Origin of the sequence: Clostridium sp. 1001283B150210_160208_E6, assembly GCF_015669365.1 — a bacterium.
Taxonomy (GTDB): domain Bacteria; phylum Bacillota; class Clostridia; order Clostridiales; family Clostridiaceae; genus Clostridium; species Clostridium paraputrificum.
In genome coordinates this window covers 40,469-58,530 of the sequence record NZ_JADPAA010000017.1, presented here as the reverse complement: position 1 = coordinate 58,530, position 18,062 = coordinate 40,469, and the positions used below count along the sequence as shown (strand labels likewise).

At 27.0% G+C, this 18,062-nt stretch carries 17 protein-coding genes and 1 tRNA gene; 7 read left to right on the top strand and 11 right to left on the bottom strand.

Annotation, left to right across the window (positions count from 1 at the left end):
* Window positions 1-71: 71 nt before the first annotated feature.
* The 5 genes from I4V16_RS14895 to I4V16_RS14875 all read right to left on the bottom strand — a co-directional run bounded on the left by I4V16_RS14895 (window position 72) and on the right by I4V16_RS14875 (window position 7,245).
* Window positions 72-2,855 carry a sigma-54-dependent transcriptional regulator gene (locus I4V16_RS14895; protein WP_099329750.1) on the bottom strand — a complete coding sequence of 928 codons (2,784 nt, stop codon included), beginning with the start codon at window positions 2,853-2,855 and terminating at the stop codon, window positions 72-74.
* Window positions 2,856-2,970: 115 nt separating this feature from the next.
* Complete coding sequence (locus tag I4V16_RS14890) at window positions 2,971-3,750, bottom strand: response regulator (protein ID WP_049180083.1); 780 nt, start codon at window positions 3,748-3,750, stop codon at window positions 2,971-2,973.
* Window positions 3,747-4,103 (bottom strand): Hpt domain-containing protein, encoded by a 357-nt coding sequence (locus I4V16_RS14885; protein WP_049180084.1) that lies wholly within the window; start codon window positions 4,101-4,103, stop codon window positions 3,747-3,749. Before I4V16_RS14885 ends, I4V16_RS14890 begins: the two co-directional genes overlap by 4 nt.
* Before the next feature lie 33 nt (window positions 4,104-4,136).
* Window positions 4,137-6,230, bottom strand: a complete 2,094-nt coding sequence (locus I4V16_RS14880; RefSeq protein WP_195966921.1) for an ATP-binding protein — start codon at window positions 6,228-6,230, stop codon at window positions 4,137-4,139.
* On the bottom strand, window positions 6,214-7,245 hold the full coding sequence (locus tag I4V16_RS14875; RefSeq protein WP_049180087.1) for an HD domain-containing phosphohydrolase: 1,032 nt from the start codon (window positions 7,243-7,245) through the stop codon (window positions 6,214-6,216). The genes I4V16_RS14880 and I4V16_RS14875 overlap by 17 nt, the downstream gene beginning before the upstream one ends.
* A gap of 288 nt (window positions 7,246-7,533) precedes the next feature.
* Between I4V16_RS14875 and I4V16_RS14870 the strand changes: the two genes are divergently transcribed.
* Window positions 7,534-9,009, top strand: coding sequence for a helix-turn-helix transcriptional regulator (locus I4V16_RS14870; RefSeq protein WP_049180088.1), 1,476 nt, complete (start codon window positions 7,534-7,536; stop codon window positions 9,007-9,009).
* A gap of 237 nt (window positions 9,010-9,246) precedes the next feature.
* Entirely contained in the window at window positions 9,247-10,557 is a 1,311-nt protein-coding gene (locus I4V16_RS14865) for an MATE family efflux transporter (RefSeq protein ID WP_049180089.1), read from the top strand.
* A gap of 51 nt (window positions 10,558-10,608) precedes the next feature.
* On the opposite strand, the gene I4V16_RS14860 is transcribed toward I4V16_RS14865, so the two are convergent.
* The 4 genes from I4V16_RS14860 to I4V16_RS14845 all read right to left on the bottom strand — a co-directional run bounded on the left by I4V16_RS14860 (window position 10,609) and on the right by I4V16_RS14845 (window position 13,418).
* A complete protein-coding gene (locus I4V16_RS14860; RefSeq protein ID WP_049180090.1) occupies window positions 10,609-11,355 on the bottom strand; it encodes a polysaccharide deacetylase family protein in 747 nt (248 codons plus the stop codon).
* A gap of 357 nt (window positions 11,356-11,712) precedes the next feature.
* Window positions 11,713-11,877 carry a hypothetical protein gene (locus I4V16_RS14855; protein WP_153246658.1) on the bottom strand — a complete coding sequence of 55 codons (165 nt, stop codon included), beginning with the start codon at window positions 11,875-11,877 and terminating at the stop codon, window positions 11,713-11,715.
* Between the two features lie 429 nt (window positions 11,878-12,306).
* A tRNA-Trp gene (locus I4V16_RS14850) sits at window positions 12,307-12,381 on the bottom strand.
* Window positions 12,382-12,527: 146 nt separating this feature from the next.
* A complete protein-coding gene (locus I4V16_RS14845) occupies window positions 12,528-13,418 on the bottom strand; it encodes a zinc ABC transporter substrate-binding protein (RefSeq protein ID WP_049179520.1) in 891 nt (296 codons plus the stop codon).
* Between the two features lie 232 nt (window positions 13,419-13,650).
* Here I4V16_RS14845 and tsaE point away from each other — a divergent pair, with 232 nt between their 5' ends.
* Genes tsaE through rimI form a run of 3 tightly spaced genes read left to right on the top strand, consistent with a single transcriptional unit; the run spans window position 13,651 to window position 15,246 of the window.
* Window positions 13,651-14,112 (top strand): tRNA (adenosine(37)-N6)-threonylcarbamoyltransferase complex ATPase subunit type 1 TsaE, encoded by a 462-nt coding sequence (gene tsaE / locus I4V16_RS14840; protein WP_049179521.1) that lies wholly within the window; start codon window positions 13,651-13,653, stop codon window positions 14,110-14,112.
* Complete coding sequence (gene tsaB / locus I4V16_RS14835) at window positions 14,109-14,813, top strand: tRNA (adenosine(37)-N6)-threonylcarbamoyltransferase complex dimerization subunit type 1 TsaB (protein WP_195616778.1); 705 nt, start codon at window positions 14,109-14,111, stop codon at window positions 14,811-14,813. The genes tsaE and tsaB overlap by 4 nt, the downstream gene beginning before the upstream one ends.
* Window positions 14,814-14,829: 16 nt before the next feature.
* Complete coding sequence (rimI, locus tag I4V16_RS14830; RefSeq protein ID WP_049179532.1) at window positions 14,830-15,246, top strand: ribosomal protein S18-alanine N-acetyltransferase; 417 nt, start codon at window positions 14,830-14,832, stop codon at window positions 15,244-15,246.
* Window positions 15,247-15,312: 66 nt separating this feature from the next.
* Here rimI and I4V16_RS14825 read toward each other — a convergent pair whose 3' ends face one another.
* On the bottom strand, window positions 15,313-15,915 hold the full coding sequence (locus tag I4V16_RS14825; RefSeq protein ID WP_053089754.1) for an HAD family phosphatase: 603 nt from the start codon (window positions 15,913-15,915) through the stop codon (window positions 15,313-15,315).
* Window positions 15,916-16,054: 139 nt separating this feature from the next.
* On the opposite strand from I4V16_RS14825, the gene I4V16_RS14820 reads away from it, so the two are divergent.
* Window positions 16,055-16,708, top strand: a complete 654-nt coding sequence (locus tag I4V16_RS14820) for a Crp/Fnr family transcriptional regulator (protein ID WP_049179523.1) — start codon at window positions 16,055-16,057, stop codon at window positions 16,706-16,708.
* A gap of 74 nt (window positions 16,709-16,782) precedes the next feature.
* The gene (locus tag I4V16_RS14815; RefSeq protein WP_049179524.1) at window positions 16,783-17,166 is read left to right on the top strand and encodes a hypothetical protein; all 384 of its coding nucleotides are present in this window, start codon (window positions 16,783-16,785) and stop codon (window positions 17,164-17,166) included.
* Window positions 17,167-17,214: 48 nt separating this feature from the next.
* On the opposite strand, the gene I4V16_RS14810 is transcribed toward I4V16_RS14815, so the two are convergent.
* Complete coding sequence (locus I4V16_RS14810) at window positions 17,215-17,943, bottom strand: DeoR/GlpR family DNA-binding transcription regulator (RefSeq protein WP_195542132.1); 729 nt, start codon at window positions 17,941-17,943, stop codon at window positions 17,215-17,217.
* Window positions 17,944-18,062: the final 119 nt, after the last annotated feature.

Genomic DNA, 18,062 nt, shown 5'->3' with positions numbered 1-18,062 from the left:
TAATTATACTGATCAAATCTAAAATATACACATCATGATTCCAAATATACACATTGTTTTATACACATATACTATAGGTTTTTAATTAATGTGTATACATAACAAATTTCATCATCAACAAATTCCATATCGCATTTCTTTTCTATTGGCTTTAAAACTTCTTTTATTTTACTTATCCCTTCCTTATCTATTGTAAGCTTATCTCTATCTATATGCTTTTCTACATGTTCCCCAAGTTTAATTCTATCAATGCTAGATATCATATGCATTATTACACCTACTATAGTATCTAAATTCAGAGTTAATCCAAACTTTTCTTCAACATTATAAATAAATTGAATCAACTCATCTTTAGTAGAAGCTAAATCATAAGTTTTTATTTCCCCTTTAAATGCCTCAATTATTTTGCCACACATATCTTCTGTATCGTCTTTACCTTTATTTATAGGTGTAAACTTAGAAGACTCCATCTCAATAAGTTTTTCTATTTTATTAAATCCTTCATTACTAAATAATTCACTTGATGGAACAAATGGTATTCCATATATATCTGGATTTACACTGCCCACAATAGCTATAATATTTTTTTCATTTGAAAGTCTTTTTATCTTAATTAACATATCTTCTCTATCTAATATAGACATAGCATAAATATCAATGTTTTTATCATTAACCACTTTATTGTTTTCTATCATACTCTTAAGCTTAACTGCAGCACCTTCGCCAGTAATACATAAAGTAACTATTATATTCTCTTTTTTATATTCATGCCTATTATAATTTGTGTCATCATAACTAAATGTATATTTAATATTATCAATAGTATCTTTATATATTTCTTCAATATCGTTATTAATTAGTGCTTTTCTTGCAACTTCTATGGCAATAAGAGTACTTACCATATTTATTACTTTAATCTTTATTCCAGTTTCACTATAAATTAAATCTCCGAACCTATCTAAAGATCCCATATCTACTAAAAGAATTACTCCAGAACCTTCATCAATATTTTTAACTATTTCTTTTATATCTTCATAAGCTTCCTTTGTAGATTTATCTAAATCCATATCATATGAATAAGTATTATTGCTTCCAAGTAACCTATTTACAACATTCTTCATAGATGTTGCTGTACTATCACCATGCATAGCAATAAGCACTCTTGGCTTATTATCTACATATTCATTACTATTTGTATATTCTTCAGTTATGAACATTGTTATAAAACCAACTTCATCCTTAGGAATACTAATCTCATATACCTTTTCTATGTTATGCGCCAACTCTAAGCATATTTCAAATTCTTTACTATGATTAGTTTGTATTTCTTGTAACTTATGATTAACAATAAATCTTCCTTGCTTAATTCTTTCAATAGAGGTACTAATATGAAGACACAGACTATAGAATATTTGCTTTGTAAATACCCTCTTCAATCTTATTCCTACACATTCCATAAAATCTTCTACCATTTTTATCAGAACACCATCTACAATCTTAGATATTTCTTCTTTATTAATATCTGTAGAAATTTTATATATATAATTTTTAAAATATTTATCTATATCCATGCTCATAATCATATAGATATCATCTTTATTTAATCCTCTATTCTTAAGCTGCTCCATACGATTTTCAAGGCTATTATATAATGTAACAAGACTATTTTCTGATTCTCTTATAGATTCAATTGGCTTTTCTTTATCCCCTGTAAACTTAAATAAGCTCTTTTCAATTACTATTTTATCTATCGCTTTTTTATTTGATTTATAATTTAGTATTCCCCTTTTAACATAATCAGGGAATTGATTAATATCTACTACTATCTCTTTATTTCTATTTACCATACTGCTTAAAAAGGCATTGGCACAACCAAGCTGAATATCATTCATAAGTTGTCCAACATTTCCTGTACAATTGTATAATAAAAGGCTTTTTATAGCTTCAGGCGTTACTACTACTTCCCTATTTACTCTCTTTGCTTCCATATAAAATGATTCACTTATTAGCTTAAATCTTTCTTTATATGTTCTCTCTGTAAGAGATGGTATTGAAATAGTCATAGGTATTCTTCTACTAAACGTACTTAATAAAACTTTCTCTTTCTTTTCAGTTGTTGCACATATAATTAGTAAATCAACCTTTTTATATTTTTCTACTTCTCCTAAGGGACGATACTCCCCTTTATCAATTAGGTAGAATAGAATTTCCTGTCCTTCTGGAGGTAATCTATGAATTTCATCTAAGAATAATATTCCTCCATTTGCCTTTTCTACAATCCCCTCTCTATCTTCATTCGCTCCTGTATATGTTCCTTTTTTTACACCAAATAAATAAGAAAGTAATAATTGAGGATTGTTTGCATAATCAGCACAGTTAAACGAAATGAAAGGAGCCTCTTCATCTAATACTTTAGTTGATTTAGCATATTTATATATTGTTTCTGCAAATAGTGTCTTCCCTACCCCTGTTTCTCCAAGCAACAAAGTATGTAATCCCCTTGGAGGATACATTATAGCTGCTTTAGCTTGTAAAATGCATCCCTTTAAACTATCTTCACTTCCAATTAATTCATCAAATACAGAAACTTCATCTACCTGAATTTCATCTAACTTATTTTCAATTAATAATTCTTCAGTTATTTTATAGATAACAGGTTTCCCTTTTATTTTTATTAGTTTTTCTTCTCTACATAACTTATTTAAAACCGCACTTACATTGGATCTTTTTAACTTCATACCCTCTGCAATATAATTGGTATCGCAACCAGTTATAATTCCATTTTTTCTTTCCTGTTCTCTACAGACGTTAGTAATAAAATTATATATACTATCTTCACTAGTTTTTTCTCTCATATTACTTCCCCCTATTATCTTTTGCTGTAAACACAAAGTAAATATTTACATAGAGATTATATCATTTATATACTTACAATAAAAGGAGCAGTATAAACTACTCCTTTTATTAAATCTATTGAATTATTACTGACTTTATTTTATTTTTAACATCAATTCTATTGAATGGTTTTAATATATATCCACTTACTCCATATTTAGCTGCTTGTGCTACCACTCTTTTATCACTTATTGACGAAACAATTAATATTGGAACATTTCTAAAATTATTATATTCTCGTATTTTCCTTAATAGTTTAAATCCATCTATATTAGGCATAATTAAGTCTAATATAAATAAACTTACTTTCTTTTCACTATTTTCAATAAAACTTAGATGTCTTATAGCATCATTTGCTGAATCAAAAGGCTCTACATTATATCCCTCTATAGTTAGAATATTGTCTAATATGGCTAATGATATTGAATCATCATCAACTATAATAATATTCTTATCTTCTTCAATAAAATTATTATTTTCTACCTTAGGATTATTCATCTTCTCTATCCATTTAACTTTACATGACTCTAGTACTTTTCTATACCTCTCTAAAAAAAACTTTTTTGATATTATTTTTAATATTTCTGTATCTAAGTAAGCTTCCTTATTATCAGAAATTAGTATTATATCACTTTCTTTACATGTTCTTTTTAATAATTTGGCACAGTTAAGCGAAAAATTATTTTCATTAATATCTTCAACAATTATTATTTCATAAAAATCCTTAGGTAAAGCTGAAATAATCTGAGTATTATAAGCGCTAATTATATTAACATTAATATTGGAGTCCATTAATTCACGAATTATATGTACATACCCATGTAAGTTATTTAGCAAAAACAAAACATTCTTCATAAGTCACCTCCAACACTTAAATACTCCTTTATTTCATCCAAAACATACTCAAACTCTCTTTTAAACTTAACTAAATAACTTTCAATAGCAACTTCATCTGCATCACTTAACGCATAACAAAGTTTGTCACTTACCACCTCTAAATTTTTCATACTTAAATTAGCAGCAGTTCCTTTAATTAAATGGGTCACTTCATATGCCTCTATATAATCTGAATTATTAATTAAAGATTCTATCCTCTTAATATACTCCCCATAACTCTCACTAAACTTTTTCAACAAATTAAAAAACAATACATTATCTCCTTGTAATCTTATCATTGCATCTTTATAACATATAAATCTAAATTTCATTATTCATTCCCCTCAATTATACCTAAATATTTATTAAAAAACTTTTTCTAACTTTTCTATAAATACACTCTTATTAATTGGCTTAGTTAAACAATCATTTACCCCAGATTTACTAATTAATTTCTCACTTTTATTTAATGAACCTGCAGTCATACCAAGTATTATAATACTTTCTGCATTCCAATGATTGCTATTACGTATTTTATTACAGCACTCATAGCCATTCATTTCTGGCATTATATGGTCAATTAGTATAAGATCATAATAATCCTTATCTGAATCAATAAACTTTTTATATGCCTCTTTTCCATTAATAGCAGCATCAACCTCAAATCCCAGGCTATTTAAAAGTTCACATTCTATAATTCTACTTATCTCATCATCTTCAGCAAGTAGTACTCTTTTACCTTGTCCTATATTAGAAAAATTTTTGTAACAACTTACATTTATAAGATTAGAATCTATAATTTTTAATGGTAATGTAATATCAAACCTAGTTCCATGGGCTAATTCACTTTCTACTTCAATTTCTCCCCCCATTAAATCCACAATTGATTTTGTTATTGATAACCCTAAACCTGCTCCACCATTATGCTTAGAGTTAAACTCATCTGCTTGAGTGAAAGGACGAAACATCTTATGCATAAATTCTTTTGTCATTCCTATTCCATTGTCCTCTACTGAAAATACAAATTGGCCGATGTTATTAGATTTAATTTTTATAAGTTTAATAGATAAATGGATTTCTCCATTCTCTTCAGTAAACTTTGATGAATTAATAATTAAATTAATTAATATCTGTACTATCTTATTTTTATCACATATTACGCTAATATCTTCTAAAGAACTTATATCTATGGTATATCTTTTTTTCTTTTGCTCTAAAATTGGTAAAACTATTGAGTTTACCTTTTGAATTATTTCTCTAACACTTACACATTCCTCATATAGTCTAAGTTCACCTAATTTTCCTTTAGTCATGGTTAATAAATCATCAAATAAATTTAATAAATTATTAGATGCAATTAGTGTATTATTCAAATAATACTGTAATTTTTGTTGATTATCTTTATTCTTTAAAGCTAGCTCTACAGAACCAATAACTCCATTCATTGGTGTTCTTATCTCATGACTAATATTAGATAAAAATCTTTTCTTTCTATAATTTTCTTCTTTTAATTTTTTATTTTTTTCTCTATATACTAACAATAAAAACAAACTAAATTCTATTAAAAATAGAAATAGTACTATCAAAATAAAACTTCCTTTTTCAATACTAGCTACACTCTGCTTAATAAGTTTTGAATCAACAGAAGTAATAGAATAAAAATCTTCTGTATATTTAATAGGATAAATAGACACTATTTGGGATCCATCTTTATAATTTAACAAGTTAATTGTACTTTGTTTATTTTTTATTTTATTTTGTATATCTAAAATTTTATTATTCTTATTGTAGTCATTTAATTCATTAAAGAAATTTTCTCCAATATTAAATCCACTAGAATTATTTTTACAAATAATCGTTCCATCAGAATGTAAAATATACTTGTCCATTTCACCTATATTTTCCTGATGATCACAATACCCTACTACTTCACTAGCTCCCTCTTTGGCAAAAATAACTCCTGTAATCTTTTTATCTTGGTATGTAGGTATAGCTATGTAAAATATATATTCATTAATTTGTTCATCAAATTCATATTCAAAATAATATTTTTTTCCACTTATAATCTCATAGAAAAACTTTTTATTTTTAACATCATAATAATTGTTATTAGCAGTTACTACATCTCCATTTAAATTAATAAATCCAATATCATAAAATTTAGTATCAATTAATACATCATTCAATAGATTATTTTTTTTATCTTTATTAGTTTCTTGACTATATATATCCATAAAATCTGATAAAAGATATAACAATTGGACGCTTGTCTCAAGTTTGTTTTCTACTAAACTAAGTTGTGCTTCAGATATAGACCTTATACATTTTTTTCGATTGAAATTTAAGTTTAATTTTACTATTGATATATAAGATATAGAAATTAGTATTAGAATTGAAAAAGCTCCAATAAAAAAAAATCCTTTCGTCCAATAATTATTGGATTTAATCTTTAAACTCATAACTAATTCTCCTTATTTCTTCAATATTATCTATATATATATCAACTAAATAAGGATCAAACTGAGTTCCTCTTTTCCCTTTTATGTAATCCGTTGCCTCTTCAATAGACCAACTATCCTTATAGCTCCTTTTCATTAATAATGCATCAAATACATCTGCTATAGCTACTATTCTTCCTTCTATAGGTATTTCATTTCCCTTTAATTGATTGGGATACCCTAACCCATCATATCTTTCATGGTGAGATAAGGCTACTATCCCCCCCTTTTTTAGATATTTACTTCTACTATTTTTCAATATATCATATCCTATTGTTGTATGAGTTCTCATTACTTCAAACTCTTCTAAGGTCAATTGTCCACTTTTATTAATTAGCTGATCGCTTATTCCAACTTTACCCAAGTCATGTAGTTTAGCTGCATAATATATTTCTTCTTGCTCTTCTTCACTCATACCTAATGCTTTTGCTAATACTTTTGAGTATTTAGCTACTCTTATTACATGATTTCCTGTATCTGAATCCCTTTTTTTAGCCGTTTCAACTAACACTTCTAAAGTTTCTTTTTCACGCTCTGTAATACTTTTAGTAGCTTCTTTAATCTCATGAGCTAATACCATCGCTTTATTTTCAACTCTTCTTTGATATTTTCTTAACTCCAATAAATTTCTTACTCTCATAATAAATTCATATTTATTAAATGGTAAGTACAAAAACTCTGTAGCTCCACTTTCTAGTGCTTTCAACTTTATAGCCTCATCACTGGCGGCAGTAATTAAAATAATAGGTACCTTTCTATCAAAACTTCTAAACTTCTTAATAAATTCTAGTCCATTCATTTTAGGCATTATATAGTCAACAATAATAATATCCGGTTTTTTCAAATTCATATAATCTAGAGCTGTTATTGCATAATAAAAGTATTTAATATTAACTTCCATGTCCTTCAAAAACGAAGCAATAACATCATGATTAATTTTGCAATCATCTATATAAAATAAATTAAGCTCTTTCATAATATTCTCCTTACCGCAACAAAGCAACTTCCCAAAATACAACAAACTTATTAAATAATTGTTATAATTATTAAAATTATATTAGAAATAGACTTTTCATTAAACCTTTGTCATTTTTATTCACTGTGACACTTTGTGAATTTTAATATATTAATATTTCTATCTCCATATTCTTATTTATATTAACAAAAAAGTGCTTTATCAACTCTTGTCTCTCTATATTATTGATAATATTTACAGCTTGTCTTATAATATATTATTAATTATTTTGAAAACGGAGGAGATAAAATGTACTCTAATGGATTTAGCTACTTATTAAAAAGCTTGAAAATTTCTCCATCAAAAATGGCACAAGCTTTAAATGTAGATAGAAGCTTGGTAAGCAAATGGAAAAATGGTTCGAGAAAAATAGATACTAATGCTGCTTACTTTGATAATGCTATTGATTTTTTAATTGAAAGAAATAAAGAGTTAGAAATTGAATTCCTTGAAAAATTATTTTCATCAATTTATCATATACCTAATAATTCATTAGGTAATACTTCTTCATTAATAACTTCAATAAAAAAATTCATCTTTGATGATATTAATAACTACCAACAAATTATTGATAACTTTATTAATAATGGTTCTATATATTCAGCTAACATCTCAATTTATGATGATGAAAAGAACGCACTTTTAGGAATTCTTAATTTTCTGAACTCCGCTATTTCATATGGAAAACCTCAAAATTTATTATTTGTATTTTGTAAGTCATTAGATTTAATGATGGATAATAAAGATTTTAGAAATGAATGGATAAATAAAACTTTAATGCTCTTAGATATGGGATGTAATTTGAATTTTGTATATTCAAATAGCAATAGTTTAAAGCTCGGATTATATTTATCTCCATTAATAAATCATAAAAATTGTAATTTTTTATATTTTATTGATTCCCTTGATAACTATTACAATTATTGTTTTCACATAATGGAACATAATGGAGTCTTTATGTCTTCAAGCCAAATAGTTGATAATGAAACACAGTTTTACAGTACTTTATTTAAGGATCCAATCAGCATAAAATTTTATACAGGATGGGGTAAAAATATTCTTTCTAGATCATATCCCACTTTCTACAATGTAAGTATTTCTGAAGTATTAGATAAATTTGAGGTTAATAACATTCAACTACCTAATAAAGATTCTATTAAAAATTCTTATTATAACTATGGTTCTTTTCCTCTAACATCTATAATGTCTGATAAATTATATTACGAAATACTTTGTAATTCAGTTGATAATGAAATAGATAGGGAATTTTATTTCAATTGTTTTAAATCTATTAAGAATTCATTACATAAGAATCCTAACTTTTTTAATATAGATTTTTATTCTATTAATGATCTTATAGAATTTTCAAATAAAGAATCTATTATATATGAAAGTATGTCAGACATAGCGCCAAACCTAATCCTTACTAAAGAACAATTTAAAAGTCATATATCTTGCTTAATAGATTATTTATTAAATACTGACTCTTATAATATTTGTCTTATTCCCGACATATCCAAATTTAATAATAATTTATTCTACTGCTGGTGCAAAAAAAATGAATTTTTACTTGTTAATAATAATAATAATTTTTTAGATTCTAAATTTACCACTAATACTCCTTTAGTTAATTCCGTTTCACTCTTACTAGAGAATACATACTTAAATACACCAGATAATTTTAAATCAAAAGAATATATAGCTAACTTTTTAAAAAGTTTATAAAAATCTTCAATACAGTGGATGAAATATATAATTATATAAATATAAGAACTTTTATTTTTGTATAAAGACAAGTCACCTAGATGACATTGCCTTTTTTCAAAGGTTATGCTACAATTTCTGGTAAGTAAATACAAGATACATGTTTGCCGCCGGGTAAATATGTTAAGCGTCAGTTATCCTATCCGTAGGCCTTTTGGAGATAGGACATTCTGGCGCTTTATTTTTTAGGAGGACTATATGAAAAATAAATCTCAATTTAAGGAATTCGCCCGCTACTCTACATTAAATGTTTTAGGTATGATTGGCTTATCATGCTATATATTAGCAGATACATTTTTTGTTTCAAGGGGATTAGGCGAAAATGGTTTAACAGCACTTAACTTAGCTATACCTGTATATAGCTTTATTCATGGAAGTGGCTTAATGCTAGGAATAGGTGGTGCCACAAAGTATTCAATTTTTAAAAGTAATAAAGAAAATAAAAATGCAAATACCATCTTTACAAACACCTTATGTTTAGCTACTGTTCTATCTATTGGATTTGTACTAATTGGTATTTTTCTTTCTAAATCTTTAACTACTGCTTTAGGGGCAGATTCTGATGTTTTTAAAATGACAAATACATATTTACAATTCATCCTTATATTTGCTCCTGCTTTCATTATGAATGATGTACTAATTTGCTTTGTAAGAAATGATAACAGCCCTAAATTATCAATGTATGCAATGCTTGGTGGAAGCTTATCTAATATAATTTTAGATTATATATTTATATTTCCATTACAACTTGGAATATTTGGAGCTGTATTTGCAACAGGACTAGCTCCTATAATTAGTATGCTTATACTATCCCTACACCGCATAAAGAGAAAAAATCAATTTCATTTTATAAAAATAAAACCTAGCATTAAGATAGCACGCAATACTTTATCATTAGGTTTTCCATCCTTAGTTACAGAGGTCTCCTCTGGAATTGTAATTATTGTTTTTAATATGATTATACTTAATCTCATAGGTAATGTAGGTGTTGCTGCATATGGAATAGTTGCAAATTTATCTCTTGTAGTTGTAGCAGTATATACTGGTATTGCTCAAGGAATTCAACCACTTATAAGCAAATCTTATGGAGGTAATGATATAAAAAGTATTAAGTTAATATTTAAATATGCAATGATAACTATGTCTATTATTTCATTCATACTCTATCTAATTATATTTTTCTTAGCAGACCCAATTGCTAAAATATTTAATAGTGAAAATAACATTGTATTGCAGAGTATTGCAACAAATGGATTAAAGCTTTATTTTATGGCTGTAATATTTGTAGGATTTAATATTATTCTTCCTATGCTTTTTAGCTCTATGGAAAAAGCCTTCCTAGCTCAAATTATTTCTTTATTAAGAGGATTAGTTGTTATAATTCCTATGGCTTTTATACTATCTGCATTAGTAGGCTTAACTGGGGTGTGGCTAGCATTCCCTATTACTGAGAGCTTAGTTTCAATATTGGGGGTAATACTTTTATTTAAAATTAAGAATTTAAATTAAATAATAAAAAGTACCACATATTCTTTAATAATGTGGTACTTTCCTTTTATCTTATTTAATCCTAAAATACATCTCTGGTGTGTTTTCATCTATAATTCTAAACTGATATCCTTCATTTTTATAATAATCTATTATATCTGGAAGAGCTTTATAAGTATTTTTATTCATATCTGTACAATGCATAAGCAGTATTATAGGATGTAAGTTTTCGCTTCCCTTAATAGCTTTCTTATATAAAACATTAGGGTCAAGCTTTTGATTCATTCCATCTGTATTATCTAAGTTCCAATCATAAACTTTAAAGTTATTATCATGCAACTTGGATAAAAACTGTTTACTTAAGTGTTTGTAGCTGCCTCCTGGAAATCTAATTATATTAGGAGAGACTCCAACTACTCTATTTATCTCATTCCTGCATTCTACCATCTCTTTTATAAATGTATCCTCATTACGATAAACATACTTAAATTTATGATTATATGTATGTAAACCTATACCATGACCTTCATTATGAATTCTTTTTACTACATCTTCTCTATCTTTTATCTGATTTCCAATAAGAAAAAATGTTGCTTTTACATCCTTTTCTTTTAATACATCTAACACCCCATCCGTTACCTTAGAACTTGGTCCATCATCAAAAGTTAGATATATAATTTTTTTATTAGCATAATCTTCATTATAAGTTTGTTCCTCTATATTAAAAACTTTAACACTAGGAACACTTGCACCAAGCATAAAGATTAAAACAAGCATACCTAAAGAAAATAATAAAGATCGCCTTACTCTATATTTCACTTTTTTTCCTCCTTATTACTTATAGATTAAAACCCATTACAATTTATCTTGTACCATTTCATATATTTAATTCACCTTTTTTATTTAATAAATAAAAAAGGTGGGGTAGATATTTATTTTGCTTGTTCCGTCGCTGGCTCCAAGTCACATCAAAACAAATATCCACCCCATTCTCTCATATGAGGATGGGATATATTAAAAATATAAATTTCCCTCTTCATCTTATCTAAAAAACTCTACATTTTTTTATTATAAACACTATTAAATACTTGCCTTGTAATATTGTCAACTTAATTATTATAAAAAAAATGAGCTAGCCAGTAGATTGAACCCACTAACTAACTCTAAACAAATATCTTAAACGGATGTCTGTAGCTCACAAATGTTCTTATTAATTTCTTTCATCTCTAATAATACAAGAGTATCTAAAATACTATTTAATTTTAAAATTTCTTCTGTCCCTCCATATTTGATGTATAGGTCCCCAACAATTATACCTAATTCTTCTCGGATCTCATCCATCTAAATCTTCATCCTCCTTTAGTTTATCAGTATTAATTATATTTATATGGAATATTTAGTCAACTTTTGCTTATAATTATAATTTATACATTTTTACTATGTAAGCGTTATTGTTTACTTTATTAATAGTTACAATAATACTCATTTGATAATTTTAAACTATTTCACGTAAATATTTTAAAATTTGATATTTTTTCATTCTTATAATTTTATTTTTGTAATTAAATTGTAACAATAATTACATATATATAACTTTTACCAAGACAATATTAATTATCACGCAAGAATAGTTTTTTATCCTTTTATGAATAAAATAGAAAACTAGGATACTTATTTTATCCTAGTCTTCAATATAATTTAATAATTTCTTTAATACTTACAATAATACCAAAATAAAAAAAAACGTAAGCATTTCGCTTACGATCTTTGTGGCAGGGGCAGTAGGATTTGAACCCACAACCAATGGTTTTGGAGACCACTACTCTACCGTTGAGCCATACCCCTTCGAGACAAGTTTGATTATATAATAATCTTATTCAAAAATCAACTTTTTTGTTCAAAAAAATATTTCTTTCTAAATTATCAGGTGATTATATAGTCTATCACAACTTTTACTCCTTAAAACTGTAAAAATAGAGCATGAATAAAATCTATTCATGCCCACTATTATTCTCTTTAACTGAAAAATTATTATAAAATGCATTATAATTATCTAATAATACTTTCCTAGCCGAATCAGCTCCACTATATCCATTTAATTCAATAGTATTAAAGTTTATATCTTCAAAAACTGTTTCCTTGTCCTTTAAAACTATAACCTTAGCTGGATCTATCCTATTTTCCTTAATAACCTGGTTTATAGTTTTACCATTAAGTTTTATTGGAGATATTCCTATATTTCTATAGAAATAATCTAACTTATCATCTAAAGCAATATAGCTATATTCCTTTATAACTGACTTTTTATCATCATATGTTTTTAAAACTTCATCTATACTCTTAATAACCTTATTGTAATTCTCTTCATAAAGCTCCCTATTTTTAGGGTCTTTCTCCTGAATAGCAACTTTTATATTATATAATGCTATCTTATACTCATCATATCCAACCATATAGTATGGATTTTCCTTCCCTGAGTTTTCTCCAGTAAAATTAACTGTTCTAATTCCTCTAGAAGAATTAATAATTCCTAAGTTACCTTTATTAAGATTTGAAATCAACTCATCATGCCAAGGTTCCATTATATTTCCATTATAAAAGAACAAGTCCATATTTGAAATATTACTTATGGTTTCATCTGTATATTTAAAATCCTTAGATGCTTGTTCATCATTAAACATATATTGAACATTGTGTTTATTTCCAACAATATCTTTTACCATTTCATATTGTATCTTATTACAAGTGATAATATTTAAATAAACATCTCTGCTTGTATCTTCTCTATCAACAGTATTCGCTATTAGTGGATTAGAAGAAACTCCTATCCCCAAAAATAGTAGAAATGTTATTAATAACATTCCAAAGGTAACCTTCTTCAATATATCACCCCCTGGTACTTACCAGTTAATTCCCTATTATATATTATATCAACATATGAAATTAAAATGTATACAAAATTACTACAAATTTTCTGTTCATATAAAAAAAATTTTACACTTTCCACAAAAAATTTTCAACCTTTAATATGTGGTAAGGGGATAAAGACTTTTCTTTTATCTCCTTTTTGGATAGAATAATAAGATAGAATAGTTTATGAAAGGGATTTTACATATGATTTTTGAAGTAAAAAGTATAGGTGAAACTACTAAAATTGGTTTTAACTTAGGCAAACTTTTAAATCCTGGTGATATTGTTTGCTTAACTGGTGACCTTGGTACAGGTAAAACTCACATAACAAAAGGAATAGCTAAAGGTCTTGATATAAACGAAAATATAACTAGTCCAACATTTACTATTGTAAATGAATATGAACGTGGACGTTTAAAATTAAATCACTTTGACGTTTATAGAGTTAGCGATCCTGATGAAATTTATGCAATAGGATTTGATGATTATATTTTCTCAGATGCTGTTTCTATTATAGAATGGGCTAACTACATAGAGGAAATATTACCAAGAGAATACATACATATACACATTTCAAAGGACTTATCTAAGGGGGAAGATTTTAGAAACATTAAAGTTACCCCTTATGGAGATAGATATGATTACGTAAAGGAGCTAAAAATATGATAGTTTTAAGTATAGACTCTTCATCTAAGGTAGCTACTGTTGCACTACTTAATGATGATACTTTACTAGGTGAATATGTTATTAATGATAAGAGGGAACATTCTGTCTTATTAATGCCTATGATTGAAAATCTTTTAAAGGATTGTGAATTAACAATAAATGATATTGATGGATTTGTTGTTTCTAAAGGACCTGGTTCATTTACAGGTTTAAGAATAGGTATGGCTACAATTAAGGGATTAAGCTTTGGAGCAAACAAGCCTTATATAAGCCTTTCTTCTCTTGATGGATTAGCTTATAGCCTTTCTTACTTTAATGGAATCATTTGTCCAATTATGGATGCATTAAGGGAAAATGTTTATACTGCTCTTTATAAAAATGAAGATGGAGAATTTAAAAATATAATGGAGCCAACCCCTATGGAACTTCCTGATCTTTTAGAAATGCTAAAAGAAAAAAATGAAGAAGTTATATTTACTGGTGATGGATTACTTAAGCATAAGGAATATATTAAGGCAAACTTCCCTAATGCAAAATTTGCATCTAACCATGTAAGCTTAACTAGAGCTTCATCTATAGGTGAATTAGGCCTTAATCTTTTAAAACAAGGAATTAAGGATGATCCAAACTCTGCTCCTGTTTATTTAAAGAAACCTCAAGCTGAAAGAGAATTAGAAAAGAGGATGAGAATGAGTGAGTAATATATCTATTACTTTAATGGAAGAATGTGATTTAGAAGATGTTTTAGAAGTTAGTTCTTTATCTTTAAAGGAATCTTGGAGCAAAGAAGCCTTTAAAAAGGAACTTTCTAATCCCCTAGCTAAATACCTTGTTGCCAAAGAAAATAATAAGGTTATTGGTTTTGCTGGTGTTTGGACTATTGTTGACGAAGGGCATATTACTAATATTGCTGTACACCCAAACTTTAGAGGAAAAGGGATTGGTAGCATACTTCTTTCTTCTTTAATAGAACATTGTAAAAATTGGGGTTGTAACTCTCTTACTTTAGAAGTCAGAGCTTCAAACGCCCCTGCACAAAATCTTTATAAAAAGTATAATTTCAAAGAAGAAGGTATACGTAAGAAATATTATAAAGACAATAACGAAGATGCCATTATAATGTGGTGTAGATAATTTTTGGGAATAATAGAGATAAGAAAACTTAACCAAAAAGAGAAATGGCCCAGCCATTTCTCCTAATCATTCCACTAAATATTTTTCTAGCTCTTCTCTTAAAATACTTACATCCCTAAGATGAATTCCTTTTATTCCAACTTGTTCTCCAGCAATAATATTTTCATTTACATCATCAATAAATATACATTCTTCAGGCTTTAGGTTATATCCATCTAATAATATTCTATATATCTCTAAATTTGGTTTAATTATTTTCTCTCTATAAGATGCTACGCCACCATCAAATAATGTGAAAAATGGATATTCTTCAGCTACAACTTGAAATGCTTTATCATGAAAATTAGATAGAAAAAATAATTTATATCCTTTTTCTTTTAATTCACTAATTATTTCTACTGTTGATTCTATTGGTTCTAACAAGGAATACCAATTATCAAAAACATTCCTAATATCCGCCTCTAACTCAGGGTTATTTCTACAGATTTGTTCAATAGCTGTTTCCTCTGTTATTGTCCCTTCATCTAACATAATCCACTCTGGTCCTCTAAATACGATTTCACGTAGCTTGTCTATCTTGTCACTATCTTCAATCTTACTTTTCAAATACGCTAAATTATCATATTTAAGAACTACATTACCTAAATCAAAAATTATGTTTTTAACCATTTCCCATCCCCCCTTATTTGTATTATAACTTTAATTACTATACAATCATAGTTTTTACTGTTAAATATCAAACCTCACGCTTGAGTTTTTCCTTATTTATTCATATAATGACATTAGTTAAATATTAGGAGATAATATAATGCTAAATAAATTTGATATAGACTTTTTAGAAAAAAACACACAATTTTATAGTAAATTAACTAAAGAAGATAAAGATCTCTTTAATTCCAAAGCAATTCATGTAACCTATTCAAAGGATGATTCCCTTTACTTTTCTGATAAAAATTGTAATGGGTTTATAACTGTATTAAGTGGTACCCTTAGAGCCTTTTTAACTTCTGACGAAGGTAAAGAGATAACCTTATATAGACTTGAAAAAGGTTATTCCTGTATATTATCAGCATCATGTATTTTTAAAAACATACAGTTTAATATAAATATTGATGCTTTAGAGCATACAGAAGCAATAGTATTCCCTAGTGAATATTTGCAAAAGCTTTCTCAAAATAACATGTCACTTAATCAATATATCTTAGATTTAACTCAATCAAGATTTTCTGAAGTTATGTGGATTATGCAAGATATTGTTTTTACTAGTTTTGATAAAAGGCTAATAAAATATCTTGAAAGCTTTAATAAAAAAGTTATAAAAGTTACTCATGAAAATATAGCTAATGACCTAGGAACAGCACGAGAGGTTGTTTCTAGAATGCTTAAATATTTTGAAAAAGAGGGTATGGTTAAACTTTCCCGTGGATCAATTACTATAATAGATTTAAGTAAAAATAAATAGGAAGTTACAAATGTAACTCCCTATTTATCACCTTGTGTGTTAGTATTTCTTATTAGTAGGAGATGGTTAAATTGATGAAATACATTAGGACAAGCATACCCTTTATATTATGTCTTCTAACACTTCCTGTATATATATATCTATATAAAAATTCATTGAATGGATTCTGGATTTTATTTGTTGTTGAAAGATTTACAACTCCTTTCTTGGGAAAGAAAATTGAAAAGTTACTTGATGAGGATTTAGATGAAGATTTAACCGAAGAAGAATCTATAGCTGCAGGAAAATTCACCATATTTTTAATTACATTTTGCCTAGTTGCTATCGGTATATTTATTTATATACTATTTAAGTATCCAAGACTATTTATTTTAATTATGATTGGTGAATGCATAGATAAGGTTTTAGAAAAAATTATTAGTAATATACGAAAAAATCGTAATGAACGAGGCTTTTAATCATGAAAAGAAGACTGTAGCAATTCTAATACAGTCTTCTTTTATTAATTAAAAATTATATACAGTTCTATCTTCAGTTATTATTCCTGAAACATCATCTAATTTAGCAAATTTATAGAATTCATCATAATTATACTTTTCTTCTTCCATAACTAAATAGCTCTTATTAGAATTATCTATTATGGTTTTCTTTGTAGCTCCGTCCTCCATATTGAATGTACTCATCCAACCTGTCTCTTCATTTATTCCACAAACGCCTACAAATGACTTATCAAAGGTAAACTGACTAATATATTGGTTAGTAAATGCCCCAAGCATTGCCCCAACCTTTTTATTAAATTCTCCACCTACTATAATTAAAGTAATATTATCTTTGCTATCATTTAATACAGTTGCTACCTGTGGCATATTAGATACTACAATTACTTTTTTAGAGCCACTCCCAATTATTTGGGAAAGCTCTAAATTTATTGAAGAAACATCTAAGAATACAATGTCCCCATCTTCTATCTCATTAAAGGCTCTTTTGGCTATCTCTTGCTTTTTACCACTATTTATTTCTTTTCTCTCATTTATATGTTTAATGTCATTATGACTTCTATTTGTTATAGCTCCCCCGTGAACCCTTTTTACTTTACCGCGCTTTTCTAGTTCTCTTAAATCTTTACGGATACAATCTTCCGTCACTTTAAAAATTGAAGATAGATCTTTAACAGACATCCTTCCTTTATCTTCAACCATTTTGATTATTTTATCATAACGTTCTTCTAAAAACATCTAATCATCCCCTTGAATGTATTAATGTAATTATATCACATTTTATTGTTTATTATTGTTTATTATCGTTTATTATTATTTTTTATTGTTTTTTATTATTTTTAAGCATATAATTTAAT